19 protein-coding genes are annotated in these 18,593 nt (G+C 65.9%); 15 read left to right on the forward strand and 4 right to left on the reverse strand.

The features are described 5' to 3' along the window. Positions 1 to 5: 5 nt before the first annotated feature. From ACQPW1_RS30655 to ACQPW1_RS30665, 3 genes are read left to right on the forward strand one after another with little or no spacing between them, the layout of a single operon-like run. Positions 6 to 965, forward strand: a complete 960-nt coding sequence (locus tag ACQPW1_RS30655; RefSeq protein WP_433655244.1) for a carbohydrate ABC transporter permease — start codon at positions 6 to 8, stop codon at positions 963 to 965. After that, on the forward strand, positions 956 to 1,825 hold the full coding sequence (locus ACQPW1_RS30660) for a carbohydrate ABC transporter permease (RefSeq protein ID WP_433655245.1): 870 nt from the start codon (positions 956 to 958) through the stop codon (positions 1,823 to 1,825). Before ACQPW1_RS30655 ends, ACQPW1_RS30660 begins: the two co-directional genes overlap by 10 nt. 1 nt (position 1,826) lies before the next feature. Further along, positions 1,827 to 3,248, forward strand: a complete 1,422-nt coding sequence (locus ACQPW1_RS30665) for a beta-N-acetylhexosaminidase (protein WP_433655246.1) — start codon at positions 1,827 to 1,829, stop codon at positions 3,246 to 3,248. Here ACQPW1_RS30665 and ACQPW1_RS30670 read toward each other — a convergent pair. The 4 genes from ACQPW1_RS30670 to ACQPW1_RS30685 all read right to left on the reverse strand — a co-directional run bounded on the left by ACQPW1_RS30670 (position 3,245) and on the right by ACQPW1_RS30685 (position 6,637). Continuing rightward, positions 3,245 to 4,135, reverse strand: coding sequence for an aminoglycoside phosphotransferase family protein (locus tag ACQPW1_RS30670; protein WP_433655247.1), 891 nt, complete (start codon positions 4,133 to 4,135; stop codon positions 3,245 to 3,247). The genes ACQPW1_RS30665 and ACQPW1_RS30670 overlap by 4 nt on opposite strands. Before the next feature lie 9 nt (positions 4,136 to 4,144). Continuing rightward, positions 4,145 to 4,702 (reverse strand): GrpB family protein, encoded by a 558-nt coding sequence (locus ACQPW1_RS30675; RefSeq protein WP_433655248.1) that lies wholly within the window; start codon positions 4,700 to 4,702, stop codon positions 4,145 to 4,147. Between the two features lie 198 nt (positions 4,703 to 4,900). After that, a complete protein-coding gene (locus ACQPW1_RS30680; protein ID WP_433655249.1) occupies positions 4,901 to 5,461 on the reverse strand; it encodes a DUF4360 domain-containing protein in 561 nt (186 codons plus the stop codon). A gap of 294 nt (positions 5,462 to 5,755) precedes the next feature. Further along, on the reverse strand, positions 5,756 to 6,637 hold the full coding sequence (locus ACQPW1_RS30685) for a phosphotransferase enzyme family protein (protein WP_433655250.1): 882 nt from the start codon (positions 6,635 to 6,637) through the stop codon (positions 5,756 to 5,758). Between the two features lie 213 nt (positions 6,638 to 6,850). Between ACQPW1_RS30685 and ACQPW1_RS30690 the strand changes: the two genes are divergently transcribed. Genes ACQPW1_RS30690 through nuoN form a run of 12 tightly spaced genes read left to right on the forward strand, consistent with a single transcriptional unit; the run spans position 6,851 to position 18,593 of the window. Further along, positions 6,851 to 7,210: an NADH-quinone oxidoreductase subunit A gene (locus tag ACQPW1_RS30690; RefSeq protein ID WP_433655251.1), complete on the forward strand. Its 360-nt coding sequence runs from the start codon at positions 6,851 to 6,853 to the stop codon at positions 7,208 to 7,210. Positions 7,211 to 7,217: 7 nt separating this feature from the next. After that, a complete protein-coding gene (locus tag ACQPW1_RS30695) occupies positions 7,218 to 7,799 on the forward strand; it encodes a NuoB/complex I 20 kDa subunit family protein (RefSeq protein ID WP_433655252.1) in 582 nt (193 codons plus the stop codon). Then, a complete protein-coding gene (locus ACQPW1_RS30700; protein WP_433655253.1) occupies positions 7,796 to 8,473 on the forward strand; it encodes an NADH-quinone oxidoreductase subunit C in 678 nt (225 codons plus the stop codon). Before ACQPW1_RS30695 ends, ACQPW1_RS30700 begins: the two co-directional genes overlap by 4 nt. After that, positions 8,473 to 9,768, forward strand: a complete 1,296-nt coding sequence (locus ACQPW1_RS30705; RefSeq protein WP_433655254.1) for an NADH-quinone oxidoreductase subunit D — start codon at positions 8,473 to 8,475, stop codon at positions 9,766 to 9,768. Before ACQPW1_RS30700 ends, ACQPW1_RS30705 begins: the two co-directional genes overlap by 1 nt. Further along, the gene (gene nuoE, locus ACQPW1_RS30710; protein WP_433655255.1) at positions 9,765 to 10,547 is read left to right on the forward strand and encodes an NADH-quinone oxidoreductase subunit NuoE; all 783 of its coding nucleotides are present in this window, start codon (positions 9,765 to 9,767) and stop codon (positions 10,545 to 10,547) included. Before ACQPW1_RS30705 ends, nuoE begins: the two co-directional genes overlap by 4 nt. 1 nt (position 10,548) lies before the next feature. Further along, on the forward strand, positions 10,549 to 11,880 hold the full coding sequence (gene nuoF, locus ACQPW1_RS30715) for an NADH-quinone oxidoreductase subunit NuoF (protein ID WP_433655256.1): 1,332 nt from the start codon (positions 10,549 to 10,551) through the stop codon (positions 11,878 to 11,880). Further along, complete coding sequence (locus ACQPW1_RS30720) at positions 11,877 to 14,261, forward strand: NADH-quinone oxidoreductase subunit G (protein WP_433655257.1); 2,385 nt, start codon at positions 11,877 to 11,879, stop codon at positions 14,259 to 14,261. The genes nuoF and ACQPW1_RS30720 overlap by 4 nt, the downstream gene beginning before the upstream one ends. Next, the gene (nuoH, locus tag ACQPW1_RS30725) at positions 14,258 to 15,490 is read left to right on the forward strand and encodes an NADH-quinone oxidoreductase subunit NuoH (protein ID WP_433655258.1); all 1,233 of its coding nucleotides are present in this window, start codon (positions 14,258 to 14,260) and stop codon (positions 15,488 to 15,490) included. Before ACQPW1_RS30720 ends, nuoH begins: the two co-directional genes overlap by 4 nt. Then, positions 15,483 to 16,013, forward strand: coding sequence for an NADH-quinone oxidoreductase subunit NuoI (gene nuoI, locus ACQPW1_RS30730; protein WP_433655259.1), 531 nt, complete (start codon positions 15,483 to 15,485; stop codon positions 16,011 to 16,013). The genes nuoH and nuoI overlap by 8 nt, the downstream gene beginning before the upstream one ends. After that, a complete protein-coding gene (locus tag ACQPW1_RS30735) occupies positions 16,010 to 16,756 on the forward strand; it encodes an NADH-quinone oxidoreductase subunit J (protein ID WP_433655260.1) in 747 nt (248 codons plus the stop codon). The genes nuoI and ACQPW1_RS30735 overlap by 4 nt, the downstream gene beginning before the upstream one ends. After that, positions 16,753 to 17,052: an NADH-quinone oxidoreductase subunit NuoK gene (gene nuoK, locus ACQPW1_RS30740; protein ID WP_433655261.1), complete on the forward strand. Its 300-nt coding sequence runs from the start codon at positions 16,753 to 16,755 to the stop codon at positions 17,050 to 17,052. Before ACQPW1_RS30735 ends, nuoK begins: the two co-directional genes overlap by 4 nt. After that, positions 17,052 to 18,593, forward strand: coding sequence for an NADH-quinone oxidoreductase subunit NuoN (gene nuoN / locus ACQPW1_RS30745; protein ID WP_433655262.1), 1,542 nt, complete (start codon positions 17,052 to 17,054; stop codon positions 18,591 to 18,593). The genes nuoK and nuoN overlap by 1 nt, the downstream gene beginning before the upstream one ends.

An 18,593-nucleotide genomic window follows, 5' to 3' on the forward strand; every position in this document is an offset into this window, starting at 1 on the left:
CGCACATGGCAATTCAAGAACTCTCGAAACCGGTTCCGGCCCCGCGTACCTCGCCGAGACCTCGTCGCCTCAGGCGAGACACCATCACCGCGTGGCTCTACCTCGCCCCGGCGGGCATCCTGCTCGCCGCCGTGCTGATCTATCCGATCTATCAGATCGTGTTGATCTCGTTCTACGACTACGGCCAGGCACAGGCCACCGGCGCCGCGCCGCTGGAGTTCATCGGACTGGGCAACTACCGAGAACTCCTGTCGGACAGCCAGTTCTGGATCGTGCTCGCCAACACCTTCGTGTTCGGCACGGTCTGTGTGGTCGGCGGTCTCGTGGTCGGCACGGCGCTGGCCGTTCTCGCGACGCGGGTCCGCGCGGTACCGCGGATGCTGCTGTTCCTCGCGGCGCTCGGCGCGTGGGCGACTCCCGCTATGGCAGGGTCGTACGTCTGGCTGTTCCTGTTCGACGCGGACTTCGGCATCGTCAACGAGGCGCTGTCGGGCCTCGGGCTCCGTTCGATGGACGGGCACTCGTGGACCTTCGGCACTCTCAGTGCGTTCGGATTGGTTGCCGCCGAGGTGATCTGGTGCTCTTTCCCGTTCGTCATGGTGACCATGTACGCGGGCATCAAGGCGATCCCGGAAGAGGTGCTGGAGGCCGCGGCATTGGACGGCGCGTCGACGTGGCGCTCGGCCCGCTCGGTCATCCTGCCGATGCTGCGGCCGTTGCTGCTGATCGCGACGATCCAGTCGATCATCTGGGATTTCAAGATCTTCACCCAGATCTACGTGATGACCAATGGCGGCGGTGTCGCGGGGCGCAACCTGGTGCTCAATGTCTACGCCTACCAAAAGGCCTTCGCCGGGCAGGAATACGGGCTCGGCTCAGCGATCGGAGTGCTGATGACGCTGTTGCTGTTGTCGATCACCGGGCTCTACGTCCGGTCCCAGCGCAGGAGCACACCATGGCAGTGAAACCTCTGCTGCGCGCACCGCGTAAGCCCGGTCGCCTTGTCGCCGAGGCGGTTACGGTGGTGATCGCCGGATTCGTCGCGTTCCCGCTGTACTGGATGGTGCTCTCCGCACTCAAGCCACCGGGCGAGATCCAGTCGGCCGATCCGAAACCGTGGACCTTGGCGCCCAGCCTGGACAGTTTCACCCGGGTGCTCTCGATGAACGGTTTCGGCCGGTTCTTCCTGAACAGCTTGCTCATCGCCGTTGTGGTCGTGTTCCTTTCGCTGGTGCTGTCGTTCCTGTCCGCGGTGGCGCTGACCCGCTTCCGGTTCCGCGGCCGGACCGTGCTGCTGGTAATGATCCTGGTGGCACAGATGGTTCCCGTTGAGGCGCTGACGATTCCGCTGTTCTTCCTGATGCGCTCGATCGGCGGCACGGTGCCCGCGTTGGGGCTCAACGAGCTCGGCTCGATCATGCTGGTGGATCTGGTGTTCAGTCTGCCGCTGGCCATCTGGTTGCTGCGCGGGTTCGTCGCGGCGGTGCCGTTCGAGCTGGAGGAGGCGGCGAAACTCGATGGAGCGAGCCGTCTTCGCTTCGCGTGGCAGATCCTGCTGCCGCTGGTAGCGCCCGGGCTGGTGTCGGTCAGCGTGCTGTCGTTCATCCACGCGTGGAACGACTTCCTGTTCGCGAAGACGTTCATCATCTCCAAAACCGAGAACCAGACACTGCCGCAGGCGATTCTGGTGTTCTTCAAACCGGAGGACACCGATTGGGGCGCGGTGATGGCGGCCTCGACCTTGATGACCATTCCGGCGCTGGTGCTATTCGTGCTGGTGCAGCGCAAGCTCGTCTCCGGCCTCGGCGGGGCGGTGAAAGGCTGACATGCCAGGATTCGACACACTGCTCCCGCGACCCGTCTCGGTGAGCCCGATGCCCGGTGTGTGCGCCTGGCCAACGGAACTCGACGTGCGCATCGACCCGAACCTGCCGCCCGAGGGATACCGGCTGGAGATCACGCCGAGCGGCATCACGCTCACCGCCGCGGATCACGCCGGGCGGATGCATGCACAACAGACCCTGCGCCAACTCGCCGGACCGGACGCGTTGCGCGCCGCGGCCATCGGCACTCGGGAACTCGCGGTGCCGTGCGGCATCGTCGAAGACCATCCGCGATACCGTTGGCGCGGTTGCCTGCTCGATGTCGCACGCAACTTCCGCACCAAGGCGGAGGTCCTGCGGTTCATCGATCTCCTGTCGGCGCACAAACTCAACGTGCTGCACCTGCACCTGACCGATGACCAGGGCTGGCGCATCGAGGTCCCCGCCTTTCCGAAGTTGACCGAAATCGCTTCGTGGCGAACAGGATCGATGGTCGGCCGACACGACGGACCCGAACGCGACGGTCGCCCACACGGTGGGTTCTATACCACCGACGACCTGCGTGAGATCGTCGCGTACGCGACCGAGCGGGCCATCACCGTAGTGCCGGAGATCGATGTTCCCGGCCACTCCCGGGCCGCGATCGCCGCATATCCCGAACTCGGGCCGGAGACCGAAACCCCTTGGGAGGTATGGACTTCCTGGGGCATCAGCACCTCACTACTCGACCCGACGCCGAACACGCTGGACTTCTTCCGCCGAGTCTTCGAACACGTGCTGACCATCTTCCCGTCGCCGGTCATCGGAATCGGCGGCGACGAAGTCCCCGGCGCAACCCCGGCGCACGGCCGCTTGGTCGCCGACCTCGCAACGTATCTGGCCACCCAGGGCCGTCGAGCCGTCGGCTGGGACGAGGTGCTCGACGCCGGTCCCCTGCCGCCCATGGTGATCGACGCATGGCGCGACGAGGCTGCGGCCACTCGCGCAGCCGCAGCCGGTCACGACGTCGTCCTGTGCCCCGAGGATCACTTCTACCTGGACCACCGCCAGTCCGATCACCCCGACGAACCGATCCCGGTCGGCTACCTACGCACCCTGGAAGACGTATACCGGTACGAGCCCCCGCTCGACGGCCCACTGATCATCGGCATTCAAGCCCAGCTCTGGAGCGAACACCTGGATACGGTCCGCCGAGTCGACTATGCCGCCTTCCCCCGCCTGTGCGCCATCGCCGAACTCGCCTGGAGCCCACCGAATCGCGACTACGCCGAGTTCCTCCCCCGCCTCCGCGATCACCACCTCCCCCGCCTGGACGCACTCGGCGTCGAATACCGCCCCCTCGACGGCCCACACCCCTGGCAAAGCCGCCCTGACGTCCCCACAACCGCCCATCGTCCAAACCAACTCCCCGTGACGCTGATCTAGCGGTCGGCCAGCACGCGCTCGAGTGTCAACCGACCCGCACGTCCCCATGTCGGCTGGCCACCGGGAAGCCCCCGTTCCCAGGCCTGGCCGATACTGATGAGCGAAGCCGCGTGCAACACAGCCCATCCCCGCGCACGCCGGATCATTGCGGCGTCCCCGTTCGCGTAGGTATCGAAGAACCGCGCGGCACCGCCCGCCGGGAGCAGTAGCCACGCGGCCGCGAGATCGTTCGCCGGATCGCCCGCACAGAGTTCACCGAAATCGATAACACCCGCGAGCGTCCCATCCGAAACAACGACATTCGCCGGATGCAGGTCACCATGCAGCCACACCGGCGGACCGGCCCATACGGGAGCGGAAAGGGCTGCCTCCCATACGCGTTGGACGTCGGCGACAACATCGCTCGCAACAGCAGATTGCAGCTTCGAATCGGCATCGTCCGCGAAGGTCTCGAGCGCTACGCCGCGCCTCGGATTGACCGGAGCCTCATTGGGCGCCTCCTGATGGAGCGCCTTCAGGAAGCCCGCCAAAGCATCCGCAGCATGCTCGACGCGACTGACCGTCGCGCGATCGGCCGGTTCGCCGGGAACCCATCGCGCAATCGTCCACGGCCGTGGGAACTTTGCCGACGCTTCGCCGAACCGAACGGGCGTCGGGACCGGGAGCGGAAGACGCGCGGCCAACATAGGCAGCCACTGCCGCTCCTTACCCAACAGCGACGGGGCCCGCTCTGTACGTGGCATCCGGACCGCCAATTCACCACCGAGCCGCCACATTTGATTGTCCCAACCGGCATCTATGCGCCGCAGCTCCAGTGCGGAAAGGTCCGGGTGCTGCTCGATCAGGAGCGATCGCACCAAGGTTTCATCGATCTCGATGCCGTCCATGTCTGCGACTCAATCCCCCGGGGTCCAGCCGATGGACTGCGCCCATGCTTCCGCTCGCGCGGTGATCTCGATGATCAACGGACCCTTGGCGTCTGCGTAGGCGTTCATGTCGGGCCAGTTGCGCTGCGTGAGTTGGTGTTTGAGTTGCTGGTAAGCGGCGCGGTCGTGCGGGTCATGCCTAAGCCAGTCGCGGAACAATAGGTGGCGGCGTTCCCAGTCGCTGCCGACGGTGCAGATGTGTAGGTGGACATCGCGTTCCGGTGTTCGCATCATGCGGTGGCCTGGCTCGCGAACGCGGAGTTGATAGCCTGCGGCGAGTAGCGGTTCCCGGTAGATAGCCTCGTCTTCGACGTCGGGAACGCTGAGGTCGATGTCGATGATCGGCTTGGCGGCCAAGCCCGGCACCGAGGTGGAGCCGATGTGGTCGATGCGGCGTGCGGTGGGTCCGAGGGCGGCGGCGATGCGGGCACGCTGGTCGGTGAAGCGGTTCGGCCAGGTGGGGTTGTAGTCGACGATGCGGATGTCCCGCTTCTCGATGCCGCCGATGAGCTCCATTCGATCATGCATACCGACCATCCTCGCGCATCGGCGTGCCGATCGACGGCCCGCACTCCCCGTCAGGTGCCGCCACCAATACGCGAGCGAGGACCGCTATCCGGAGATAATCTGCGGATAGCGGTCGAGTTCGCGTCGACAAGGTGCTCGCGCACCGATCACGTTGTCGAATCAGGAATTACGGCTCTTGGCGGATATTGCTATGCGCGCTCAGCACTTCTTCCAGGCGAAGTGATAGGTGGTGGTGATGCTGCCGTCCACGGAATCCATCGTGATGAAGCTGGTGGTCTTCTTCGGATCCGAAGTACCGGCATCAACGCGCAGCTGAGTATTGATGTTGAAATTGCGGAATTCGCCGCACGGCTGGTAGACGATCGCGCCGACCTCGGTGGAGTCGGTATTCTGCCAGTCATCACCGAAAGGACCCTTGAGGGTATGGTCGACGAAGTCGGTCGGCGAATTGCCCTGGAAGTAGTACCGGGCCCTTTCCAGGGCGGTCGCGCCCTTCGCCAAAGACGCGAATCCACGGTAGTCCGCCTGCGCGATGCCGTAGGTGAAGCCTTGCGGGACATGCACTTTCAGGTTGAGCTGGCAGTTCATCCGGAATTCGGTCGGACCTGCCCCAATTCCCACCTTTGCGGTGTATTGGCTGTAGGTAACCGTGAAGGCCGTGTTGTCGGGTGAGACCGCGACGGCCGCGGTCCCCGCCGGGCAACCGGAGCCATTGACGGTGACGACATCGATGACAATCTTGTCGGGTGGCGTGGGCATGTCCCGATCGGTGGTCGGCGCCCCAGAGGCCGGCGAACCTGCGAACGGAATAGCAAGCGCGAATACAGCTGCGCCGAGGGTAACGAATTTCTTGTACATGAGATGCCTCACAATGGTCCGGACTCGGATAGGACTTACTGTAAGACGTCGATACCTGCCCGAAGCTCCCCAGCAGAAGTGGGGAAAATCGGAGAATCTTTCCGCCACTAAGTAATTGGTGGTCGGTTTTCCTGATGCGTCGACAGCTGTTGAATGTTGGAGTTTTTGCTGCTCTGCACGACGTGCGGGCCTGATTCAGGGCCGGAGGAGATGGAAAGTGTCCATCCGCCGCCGGTGGTACTCGAGGTCGTCCTCGTCGTGCTGGACGCCGCGGCCGACGGCGATGCCGAAATACACTGCCTCCCTGCGCAATCGGTGCCGCATCAGCTGTACCAGCGCGATGTCGTCCAGCTGACCTGCCGTGCCGCCCTCGGCGTGATAGTCGTCGATGAACTGCCGCGCCCCGGTAAGGTCGCTCCCCAGTACGTCGGCGAATTCCAATGCCGCGGAGGCGAGTTCGACCTCCGGCGGCCCGATCAACACCTCGTCCCAGTCGAGCACCGCGACGACGTGTCCGCTGCGGGCCAGCAGATTTCCCTCGTAGTAGTCGCCGTGCAGCGGCTGCGCCCGAGCGGTACTGCTGAACTCGCCGAGCCACCGGTCCAGATCGGAGTCGGGCAGCTCAGCAGACGGCGACCCGTCCAGGCCGATCTCGAGGAACGACCGCTTGGGTCGCGGCAGCGGCCGGTAGTCGGCAAGTGCGCGATGCACCCGTGCCAGCAACCGAGCCGCCTCGGCTACCTGCACCGCGTCCTCACTACTCGCCCACTCCCCCTCGATCAGCGGCCACACGGTGATCGGCCGACCCGCCACCACCTCGACCGTCGACCCGTTCGCACGCGGCAACGGTGCCACGGCCTCCGGCACAGTGTGGGCAGCCGCGACGGCAATACCGTTGCACCACTCGACTTCTGCCGGGTCGCGATTCACCGCCCCGATCCGCACCACCACCTCGCCGACGCGATACGCGGCAGACTCCTCCCCGCCGTACAACCGCGAACCCTCACCCTTGTATCCCCATTCGGCCGCAACGGCGGCGCGGATATCCTCGGTCAGCGGGACGTCGACATAGATCACGCATCCACTTCTACCAGCGCGGTCGGCCGGAACGCAGCAGGACCAATCTCACTTCCAAGGGCCTCCCCCTGCAGACCCCCCGACTCGGGGGCGCACCCCCATACTGTCCGCCGGTAGACAGTAGGCAGGAGAAACCGCAGGCAGAGTCGCCCCGACGGATTTCTCATCGCACGCCGTCCCGCGGCGGCCGCGTCCGAGAGTGGGACAAGCCTTATGAATGCGTACGTGCCGGTTCTCGCGCTCGGCGCGATCGCCCTCGGCTTCACCACCCTCTCCGTGACGATGGGGGCCTTCATCGGCCCGAAGCGCTACAACCGAGCCAAGCTGGCCGCCTACGAATGCGGTATCGACCCGACCCCGCAGCCGCTGGGCGGCGGCCGTTTCCCGGTGAAGTACTACCTCATCGCGATGATGTTCATCATCTTCGACATCGAGATCGTGTTCCTGTATCCGTGGGCCGTCGGCTTCGATTCGTCCGGCATCTTCGCCCTGGTCGAGATGTTCCTCTTCATGCTCACCGTCTTCGTCGCGTACGCCTACGTGTGGCGGCGCGGCGGCCTGAGCTGGGAGTGAGGGCCGCATGGGACTGGAGGAGAAGCTGCCGAGTGGTTTCCTGCTGAGCACGGTCGAGGATCTGGCCGGCTATCTCAGGAAGGGCTCGGTGTGGCCCGCGGCGTTCGGCCTCGCGTGCTGCGCCATCGAGATGATGTCCACCGCGTCCGGGCGCTTCGATATCGCCCGCTTCGGCATGGAGGCGTTTCGCGGATCACCGCGGCAGGCGGACCTGATGATCGTCGCCGGGCGGGTCAGCCAGAAGATGGCTCCGGTGCTGCGACAGGTCTACGACCAGATGGCCGAGCCGAAATGGGTGCTCGCGATGGGGGTTTGCGCGTCCTCGGGCGGCATGTTCAACAACTACGCGATCGTCCAGGGTGTCGACCACATCGTGCCGGTCGACATCTATCTGCCGGGTTGTCCACCACGCCCGGAGATGCTCTTGCACGCGATTCTGGCTCTGCACACGAAGATTCAGCAGATGCCGCTCGGGATCAACCGCGCCGAAGCCGTGCAGGCGGCCGAGCGAGCCGCGCTGGCCTCGAAACCGGCGATCCCCCTTGGCCGTTCGAGCGCCTATCCGACCTTGGAGGTGCTACCGCGATGACCGGCGAGCAAAACGACGCCCCGATCCGCTTGCGGCGGGGCATGTTCGGAGTCCACGGAAGCGGCGACACTTCGGGCTACGGACGACTCGTCCACCCGATCACGCAGCCAGCCCGAACAACTCGACCCTATGGCGGATACTTCGACGAGACCGTCGATAGTCTCCTGACGGCACTGACTTCCGCGGGCCTGCGTCATACCGAGGCCATCGAACAGGTCGTCGTCTTCCGCAACGAGCTGACGGTGCACGTACACCGCGACCACCTGCGCGCGGTCGCCCGGATCCTGCGCAACGAACCCACCCTGCGCTTCGAACTCTGCCTCGGCGTGAGCGGCGTGCACTACCCGCAGGACCGAGACCGCGAACTACACGCCGTGTATCCCTTCCTCTCGATCACCCACAATCGCCGAATCCGACTCGAGGTCAACGCCCCCGACGCCGACCCGCACCTGCCCTCGCTCTACGACCTGTACCCGACCAACGACTGGCACGAGCGCGAGACCTACGACTTCTTCGGCATCGTCTTCGACGGCCACCCCTCGCTGACCCGCATCACCATGCCCGACGACTGGCCCGGCCACCCGCAACGCAAGGACTACCCGCTCGGCGGCATCCCGGTCGAATACCACGGCGCGCAGATCCCGCCACCCGACGAGCGCAGGGCGTACAGCTGATGACCACTCGCGAAAAGGTCTATGTCGCAGGCGGTCAGGACTGGGACGAGATCGTCGACGCCGTCCAGCGCGCCGACGACGAGCGCATCGTCGTCAATATGGGCCCGCAGCATCCGTCCACGCACGGCGTGCTGCGCCTCATCCTGGAGATCGACGGCGAAACCGTCACCGAGGCGCGCTGCGGAATCGGCTACCTGCACACCGGGATCGAGAAGAGTCTCGAATACCGCAACTGGATCCAGGGCGTCACCTTCGTGACCCGGATGGACTATCTGGCACCGTTCTTCAACGAGACCGCGTATTGCCTGGGCGTGGAGCGACTCCTCGACATCACCGATCGAATTCCGGAGCGCGCCAACGTGATCCGAGTCCTTCTCATGGAACTGAACCGGATCTCTTCGCATCTGGTGGCACTGGCGACCGGCGGCATGGAACTGGGCGCCGTGAACGTGATGTTCTTCGGGTTCCGTGAGCGTGAACGGATTCTGGACGCGTTCGAGGCGATCACCGGACTGCGGATGAACCACGCCTACATCCGGCCCGGCGGGCTCGCCCAGGATCTCCCCGACGACGCGGTGCCCCAGATCCGTGAACTCGTGCGCACCCTGCCGAAGGGACTGCGCGACCTCGAACTACTGCTCACCGAGAACCCGATCTGGAAGGCCCGCACCAAAGGAGTCGGCTACCTCGATCTGAGCGGGTGCATGGCGCTCGGCATCACCGGACCGATACTGCGCGCCACCGGGCTGCCGCACGACCTGCGCAAGACTCAACCCTATTGCGGCTACCAGGATTACGAGTTCGACGTCGTCACCGACACCGGATCGGATTGCTATGGCCGCTATCTGATCCGGGTCGCGGAGATGCGCGAGTCATTGAAGATCGTCGAGCAATGCCTCGACCGGCTGCGGCCGGGCCCGGTGATGATCGAGGACCGCAAACTGGCCTGGCCCGCCCAACTCGCCCTCGGCAAGGACGGACTGGGCACCTCGCCGGAACACGTCCGCAAGATCATGGCCACCTCGATGGAAGGGTTGATCCACCACTTCAAATTGGTGACCGAGGGTCTGCGTGTTCCGCCCGGTCAGGTGTACCTCGCGGTGGAGTCGCCGCGCGGCGAGCTCGGCGTGCACCTGGTCAGCGACGGCGGCACCCGACCATTCCGGGTGCACTTCCGCGACCCGTCGTTCACCAATCTGCAAGCGGTGGCGGCGATGTGCGAGGGCGGCATGATCGCCGACGTCATCGCGTCGGTCGCCAGCATCGATCCGGTCATGGGTGGGGTGGACCGATGACGGCGACGAACGGCGCACACCGGGTATTCATCCAGCTCGGCCCGCCACCGGAGGAAGGCGGCCAACTCGTCCGACCTGGTGCGCGGCAAACGTATCCGGCGGAGGTCGAAGCCAGGCTCCGAATCGATGCCGCCACCATCATCAGTCGCTACCCGGTGGCGCGCTCGGCGCTGCTCCCCTTGCTGCATCTCGTCCAGTCCGAGGACAGCTGCATCACTCCTGCCGGAATCGACTTCTGCGCAACGCAACTCGGTCTCACCGGCACCGAAGTCGTTGCCGTCGCCACCTTCTACTCGATGTACCGGCGTAGCCCGACCGGCGACTACCACGTCGGTGTCTGCACCAACACGCTGTGCGCGGTCCTCGGCGGCGACGCCATCCTCGCCACACTCGAAGAACACCTCGGCGTCCACCACGGTGCCACGACCGCGGACGGCGCCATCACCCTCGAACACATCGAATGCAACGCCGCCTGCGACTTCGCCCCGGTGGTGATGGTGAATTGGGAGTTCTTCGACGACCAGACGCCGGATTCGGCCTGCGCGATCGTCGACGCACTGCGCGCGGGTGAACAGGTCACGCCCAGCCGAGGCGCGCGGCTGTGCACCTTCCGCCGTACCGCGCGCATCCTCGCGGGCTTCCCCGATGAGCGCATCGGCGCCAACGACACCCGCGTCGGCCACGCCACCCTCGCCGGACTCGACCTGGCCCGCACCCAGGCCATCGCCGAATTGTCTTCCGCTGAAACGTTTTCCGCCGACGAGAGCATCGGAGGCTGACATGCTCCTCACCCCTGTCCTGAGCCGCTACTGGGACGAGCCGCGATCCTGGACCATCGACACCTACCAACGGCATGCCGGTTACTCCGCCTTGGCGACGGCACTGCGCATGTCCCCCGCCGAAATCATCAAGCTGGTAACCGATTCCGGCCTGCGCGGCCGCGGCGGCGCCGGGTTCTCGACCGGCGCGAAGTGGTCCTTCGTCCCGCGCGACGACGGCAAGCCGCACTATCTGGTCGTCAATGCCGACGAGTCCGAGCCGGGCACCTGCAAAGACATCCCGCTCCTGCTGGCGACGCCACACGCCCTGATCGAGGGCGCGATCATCGCGGCCTATGCGATCGGCGCGAGCCACGCGTTCATTTACGTACGCGGCGAAGTGGTTCCAGTGCTGCGGCGGCTCCACGCCGCGGCCGCCGAGGCATATGCCGCCGGATACCTGGGACGCGACATCCTCGGCTCCGGCTACGACCTCGAACTCATCGTGCATGCCGGTGCGGGCGCCTACATCTGCGGCGAGGAAACCGCACTGCTCGACTCGCTGGAAGGCCGTCGTGGCCAGCCCCGGCTACGTCCGCCGTTCCCCGCCGTCGCCGGTCTCTACGCGTGCCCGACCGTGGTCAACAACGTCGAGACGATCGCCAGCGTGCCACCGATCATCGAGCACGGCGTCGCCTGGTTCCGCACCATGGGCAGCAAGAAATCGCCCGGCTTCACCCTCTACTCGTTGACCGGGCATGTCGCCCGCCCCGGCCAATACGAGGCACCGCTCGGTGTCACCCTGCGCGAGTTGCTCGACTGCGCGGGCGGCGTCCGTGCCGGACATCGACTCAAGTTCTGGACACCCGGCGGCTCATCGACCCCCATCCTCACCGATGCACACCTCGACATCCCGCTCGACTACGAGGGTGTCGCCGCCGCCGGATCCATGTTGGGCACCAAGGCATTACAGATCTTCGACGACACCACCTGCGTGGTGCGCGCGGTGCTGCGCTGGACCGAGTTCTACGCCCACGAATCGTGCGGCAAGTGCACCCCGTGCCGCGAGGGCACCTACTGGCTGGTGCGGGTCTTCGAACGGCTGGAGGCAGGTCGCGGCACGGCGGCGGACCTGGCGAAGGTCCTCGACATCGCCGACAGCATGCTGGGGAAGTCGTTCTGCGCCCTCGGCGATGGTGCGGCCAGCCCGATCGTGTCGTCGCTGCGGTACTTCCGCGACGAGTACATCGCCCACTTCGCGCACGGCGGCTGCCCGTTCGATCCGTATCAATCCACTGTCATGGCAACGCGATTCAGCGATGTATTGCCGCCCGTAGAGGTCTACGCACGATGACCAGACCTACCGCCGCGAATGAAACAACACCGACGAACCTGGTGTCGCTCACCATCGATGGCGTAGAGCTGAGCGTCCCGAAGGGCACCCTCGTCATACGCGCGGCCGAACTGGTCGGCGTGCAGATCCCCCGCTTCTGCGATCACCCGCTGCTGGACCCGGTCGGCGCCTGCCGCCAATGCCTGGTCGAGGTGGAAGGACTGCGAAAGCCCATGGCGTCGTGCACGATAACCGTCACCGAGGGCATGGTGGTGCGCACCCAGCTCACCTCGGCCGCCGCCGACAAGGCGCAACGCAGCGTGATGGAACTGCTGCTGATCAACCATCCGCTGGACTGCCCGATCTGCGACAAGGGCGGCGAGTGCCCCTTGCAGAATCAGGCAATGTCCAACGGCCGAACCGAAACTCGGTTCGACGAGGGCAAGCGCACCTTCTCGAAACCCATCAACCTGTCGGCCCAGGTGCTGCTGGACCGCGAGCGCTGCGTGCTGTGTGCGCGGTGCACCAGATTCTCGCAGCAGATCGCCGGTGACCCGTTCATCGAACTGCTGGAGCGAGGCGCTTTGCAGCAGATCGGCATTTACGCCAAAGAGCCCTTGCAGTCGTGCTTTTCGGGCAATACCGTGCAGATCTGCCCGGTCGGGGCACTCACCGGCGCGTCGTACCGGTTCCGTGCCCGCCCCTTCGATCTGGTCTCCAGTCCGAGCGTGTGCGAGCACTGCGCGAGCGGCTGTGCCCAACGCACCGACCACCGCGGCGGCACCGTGCTGCGCCGCCTCGCGGGCGACGACCCGCACGTCAACGAGGAATGGAACTGCGACAAAGGACGATGGGCCTTCGACTACCCGACGCAGTCGGATCGGATCACCACACCCCTGGTCCGTGCCGACGCCGGGACGCTGACACCCGCGTCCTGGCCCCAGGCGCTCGCTACGGCGGCGGCCGGTCTACTGGCGGCGCACGGCAATGCGGGCGTGCTCGTCGGTGGCCGCGCAACAATGGAGGACGCGTACGCCTATGCCAAGTTCGCGCGAATCGCATTGGGCAGCAACGATATCGACTTCCGTATCCGCTCACATTCGACCGAGGAGGCCGAGTTCCTCGCGGCCCGCGTCGCCGGACGGTTCCTCGACACCACCTATGACGACCTCGAACACGCGCCGGTCGTGCTGCTGGCCGGGTTCGAGCCGGAAGAGGAATCGCCGATCGTCTACCTGAGGCTGCGCAAGGCGGCGCGCAGGAACGGAGTCGCGGTCTACTCCATCGCCCCGTATGCCACCAACGGCCTGACCAAGATGTCCGGCCGACTGCTGCAAACAGCGCCGGGTGGCGAGGCCGCCGTGCTCGACAGCGTGCTCGCACAAGATCTGCTGGCCCCGTCTGGCGCAGTGCTCATGGTCGGTGAACGTCTCGCGACGATTCCAGGTGCGTTGTCGGCGGCCGCACGGCTGGCCGACCGCACCGGCGCGCACCTCGCCTGGGTGCCGCGCAGGGCCGGTGAGCGGGGCGCGCTGGAGGCCGGGGCGCTTCCCGGCTTGCTGCCGGGCGGGCGGCCGGTCGCGGATGCGTGGGCGCGGCGCCGGGTTTCGGTGGTCTGGGATGTGCCGGTGCCTGCGACGCCGGGCCGCGATACCGACGGCATCCTGCATGCGGCACTGGGTGCGCTGCTCATCGGCGGCGTCGAGCCGGACGACCTACCCGACCCGGCGGCGGCACTGGCCGCGATCGATCGGGCACCGTTCGTGGTGAGTCTGGAATTGCGGCGCAGCGCCGTCACCGACCGTGCCGATGTCGTATTCCCGGTGGCGGAGGTGGCCGCCAAGTCCGGCATGTTTCTCGATTGGGAGGGCCGCGCCCGTCCGTTCGACGCGGCCCTGGGCAAGGCGGCGGCCATGCCCGACGCACGGGTGCTCGATGCGCTCGCGAACATGATGAATCTCCCACTCGCACTTCCTGATACGGCCGCAGCACGCGCCGAACTCGTCGCCCTCGGCGTGTGGACCGGATACCGGGGGCAAGGGCCGGAGGTCGCCTCGGCGGCGCCCCTGCCTCGGCCGATCCGCGGCACCGCGGTGCTGGCGAGCTGGCGGATGCTGCTCGACGACGGCCGATTGCAAGACGGCGCACCGCACCTGGCCGCCACTGCCCGCACCCCGGTCGTCCGCTTGTCCGCCCGCACCGCCACCGAAATCGAAGCCGCCGAGGGGAATTCGGTCACCGTCTCGACGGACCGCGGCAGCATCACCCTCCCGCTGGTGATCACCGATATGCCGGATCGGGTCGTATGGCTACCGCTGAACTCCCCCGGGTCCGCGGTGCATCGCAGCCTCGCGGTGACCGCGGGCAGCATCGTCCGGATACAGGCCGGTGCTGCCCGATGACCGACCTCAGTCTGTTCGGCCACGACCCGTGGTGGTTGATGCTCGCCAAGGCAGTCGTCATCTTCGTCTTCTTGATGATGACCCTCGTTTTCGCGGTGCTGGCCGAGCGAAAGGTCGTTGCGCGCATGGCGATGCGGGTCGGGCCGAATCGGGTGGGGCCGAAGGGCGCGCTGCAAAGCGTCGCCGACGGCGTCAAGATGGCGTTGAAGGAGGACATCGTGCCGTCCGGCGTGGACCGGCCGGTGTACATCCTGGCACCGATTCTCGCGGCGACGCCCGCCCTGATGGCGTTCGCGGTCATTCCGATGGGCCCCGCGGTCTCGATCCTCGGCCATCGAACAGCATTGCAGCTCACCGATTTCCCGGTGGCGGTCCTGTATGTGCTCGCGTTGGCGTCGATCGGTGTCTACGGAATCGTGCTGGCCGGCTGGGCGTCTCGCTCGACCTACCCGCTGCTCGGCGGCCTACGTTCGACCGCGCAAGTGATCTCCTACGAGATCCCCATGGCGCTGTCCTTCGCCGCCGTTTTCCTTGTCGCGGGCACGATGTCGACCTCCGGCATCGTCGCCGCACAGGAGGGTCACTGGTACATCTTCCTGTTGCTGCCGTCGTTCCTGATCTATCTGGTGTCGATGGTCGGCGAAACCAACCGTGCGCCTTTCGATTTGCCGGAGGCCGAGGGCGAGCTGGTCGGCGGTTTCCACACCGAGTACTCGTCGTTGAAGTTCGCCATGTTCATGCTGGCGGAGTACGTGAATATGGTGACCGTCTCGGCGTTGGCGACCACCCTGTTCCTCGGTGGCTGGCGTGCGCCGTGGCCGTTGAGCATGTGGGCGGGCGCGAATTCCGGCTGGCTGCCGCTGCTGTGGTTCGTGGCGAAGGTGTGGGGCTTCCTGTTCGTCTTCATCTGGCTGCGTGGCACGTTGCCGCGGCTGCGCTACGACCAGTTCATGAATCTGGGGTGGAAGATCCTGATACCGGCGTCGCTGATGTGGGTGATGATCGTCGCCGCGGTCCGGGCGGCTCGCAACGCGGGATACGGCATCGGGTCGATCGCGCTGGGGATCGCCGGGGCCGTCGTCGGCATCGCATTGCTCGCTCTGCTCATAAAGGCACTGCGCCCCAAAGGCTCTCCCGCCAGCCCGGAGGCCGACCTTCCGTTCGATCCGATGGCGGGCGGGTTCCCGGTGCCGCCGCTGCCCTGGCAAAAGGAGGGCAGCAATGCCTGAATTCCTCGGTCCTGTCGCAGGCTTCGGCGTGACGTTCGCGACGATGTTCAAGAAGCCGAACACCGAGTACTACCCCGAGCAGAAGGCCCCGACCGCACCCCGCTATCACGGTCGGCATCAGTTGAACCGCTACCCGGACGGGCTGGAGAAGTGCATCGGCTGCGAGCTGTGCGCGTGGGCCTGCCCCGCCGACGCCATCTACGTGGAGGGCGCGGACAACACCGACGACGAACGCTACTCCCCCGGTGAGCGCTACGGCAGCGTCTATCAGATCAACTACCTGCGCTGCATCGGCTGCGGGCTGTGCATCGAAGCCTGTCCGACGCGGGCGTTGACGATGACCAACGAGTACGAGATGGCCGACGACAATCGCGCCGACCTGACCTACGAGAAGGACCGGCTGCTGGCACCCCTGGAGCCCGGCATGGTCGAGGCCCCGCATCCGATGGTGCCCGGCGCGACGGCCGCCGACTACTACTGCGGCACCGTTCCCGTTGCCGCGGAAGGTGAGTCCGCTCGATGATCACCTCGCTGCTGCTCGCCGCCGAACCGGAAGTCCGCGCGTCCACGGGCGAGAGTGTGCTGTTCTGGGTTCTCGGTGCCTCGGCGGTGATCTGCGCGCTCGGCGTGGTGTGCGCGAGCAGGGCGGTGTACTCGGCGATCTTTCTCGCGGCCTCGATGATGATGCTGGCGGTGTTCTATGTGGCGCAGGGCGCGGTGTTCCTCGGTGTCGTTCAGGTGGTCGTCTACACCGGCGCGGTGATGATGCTGTTTCTGTTCGTGCTCATGCTGGTCGGCGTGGACTCGGCCGATTCGCTGGTCGAAACGCTACGCGGGCAGCGCATCGCCGCGGTCGTGGTGGCCGCGGGATTCGGGCTGCTGCTGATCGTCGGTATCGGACACGTAGGTTCGAGTCGGCTTACGGAGCACGAATCGACCGGCAGCGTCACCGAATTGGCCCAGTTGCTGTTCGTCCGCTACGTGTGGGCGTTCGAGCTCACCGGCGCGTTGCTGATCACCGCCGCGCTCGGAGCGATGGTGCTGGCGCACCGTGAGCGGATATCGGCGCGCCGCGGTCAGCGTGAGATGTCGAAAGACCGTGTCCGCAAGGGTGATCGCGTCACGCCGTTGCCCAGTCCTGGCGTCTACGCGCGGCACAACGGGGTGGACATGGGCGCCCGGCTACCCGATGGGACGCACTCGGAGCTTTCGGTCAGCCGGACGCTGCGGCGGCGGACCGTCGCCGATGCGGAGGGCTCGCGGTGAACCCGGCGAACTATCTGTACCTGGCCGTGCTCCTGTTCACGATCGGGGCGGCCGGAGTGCTGTTGCGCCGCAACGCGATCGTCGTATTCATGTGCATCGAGCTGATGCTCAATGCCGCCAATCTGGCGTTCGTCACCTTCGCGCGGCTGCACGCCGACCTCAACGGTCAGGTCTTCACCTTCTTCACCATGGTGGTCGCCGCCGCGGAGGTCGTGGTGGGGCTGGCGATCATCATGACCGTCTTCCGGGCGCGCCGTTCGGTCTCGGTCGATGACGCAAACCTGCTGCGGCACTGATGACTCCGACGATTCAAGCGCCGACGTTCGAGTACGGTCAGCTGTCCCCCATGCTGATCGTCTTCGGTGTGGCGATACTCGGCGTGCTCGTCGAAACGTTTCTGCCACGCGGCTACCGGTACACGAGTCAGCTCGTGCTGGGCCTCGGCGGACTGGCTGCGGCGTTCGGCGCGGTTGTTGTCCTTGCCGCACAGTCGGATTCGCGGGGTGCGGCGGTGATGGGTTCGGTCATGATCGACGGACCGGCGCTGTTCCTACAGGGGACGATCCTGTTGCTCTCGATCCTGGCTGTGATGCTGATGGCCGAACGCCGAGTCGATGCAGGCACCCCCTTTACGCCCCAGGCTTCCGCCATCCCCGGCAGCGTGGCCGAGCTGGAAGCGACGAAGGCGGGCATCGTCACCACCGAAGTGTTTCCGCTGGCGATGTTTGCGATCGGCGGGATGCTGCTGTTCCCGGCCTCGAACGACCTGCTCACGATGTTCGTGGCGCTCGAGGTGCTCTCGCTGCCGCTGTACGTGCTGTGCGGCCTGGCCCGTCACCGACGCCTACTTTCCCAAGAAGCCGCGCTCAAGTACTTTCTGCTCGGCGCGTTCTCGTCCGCCTTCTTCCTGTTCGGCGTCGCCCTGCTGTACGGCTACGCGGGCACGGTGCAGCTATCCGGCATTGCCGATGCGGTCGCCGCGAATCCCGGCGACCGCGGGCTCGCGGTGATCGGTGCGGGCATGCTGTCGATCGGACTGCTCTTCAAAGTCGGCGCGGTGCCGTTCCACTCGTGGATCCCAGACGTGTATCAGGGGGCGCCGACAGCGATCACCGCATTCATGGCGGCGGCAACCAAGGTCGCGGCGTTCGGCGCACTGCTACGCGTGTTCGCCGTGGGACTGCCTGGCCTGCAAGCAGATTGGCAGTCGCTGCTGTGGGGAATCGCCATCCTCACCATGATGGTCGGCGCGCTCACCGCGGTCACCCAGACCGACATCAAACGCACGCTCGCCTACTCGTCGATCGCGCATGTCGGCTTCATCCTGATCGGGGTGATCACAGCCGGATCATCAGCCATCCTGTTCTATCTACTCGCGTACGGACTCAGCACAATCGGCACCTTCGCGGTGGTCAGCCTGGTGCGCGACGCCTCCGGCGAAGTCACCGATATCGCACGATGGGCAGGCCTCGGCAGGCGCTACCCCCTGCTCGGCGCCACCTTCGCCCTGTTCCTACTCGCCCTCGTCGGTATCCCCCTGACCAGCGGATTCATCGGCAAGTTCGCCATCTTCCTGGCGGCAATCCAGAGCGGCGCCACCGCCCTCGTGCTCGTCGGCGTACTCAGTAGCGCAATCGCCGCCTACATTTACATCCGCGTCATCATGATCATGTTCTTCGCGGACCCACCACCGGACGCACCCGAAGTCGTCGTCGCACCGGCCAGCGTATTGACTACCGCCGCAATCGCATTCGGCGCCCTTGCCACCGTTCTCCTGGGCGTCGTCCCACAACCGGTCTTGAATCTGACCACCGACGCTGCAGCATTCCTCCGCTGA

The sequence above is a fragment of the Nocardia sp. CA-128927 genome (genome assembly GCF_050955855.1).
Lineage (GTDB): Bacteria > Actinomycetota > Actinomycetes > Mycobacteriales > Mycobacteriaceae > Nocardia.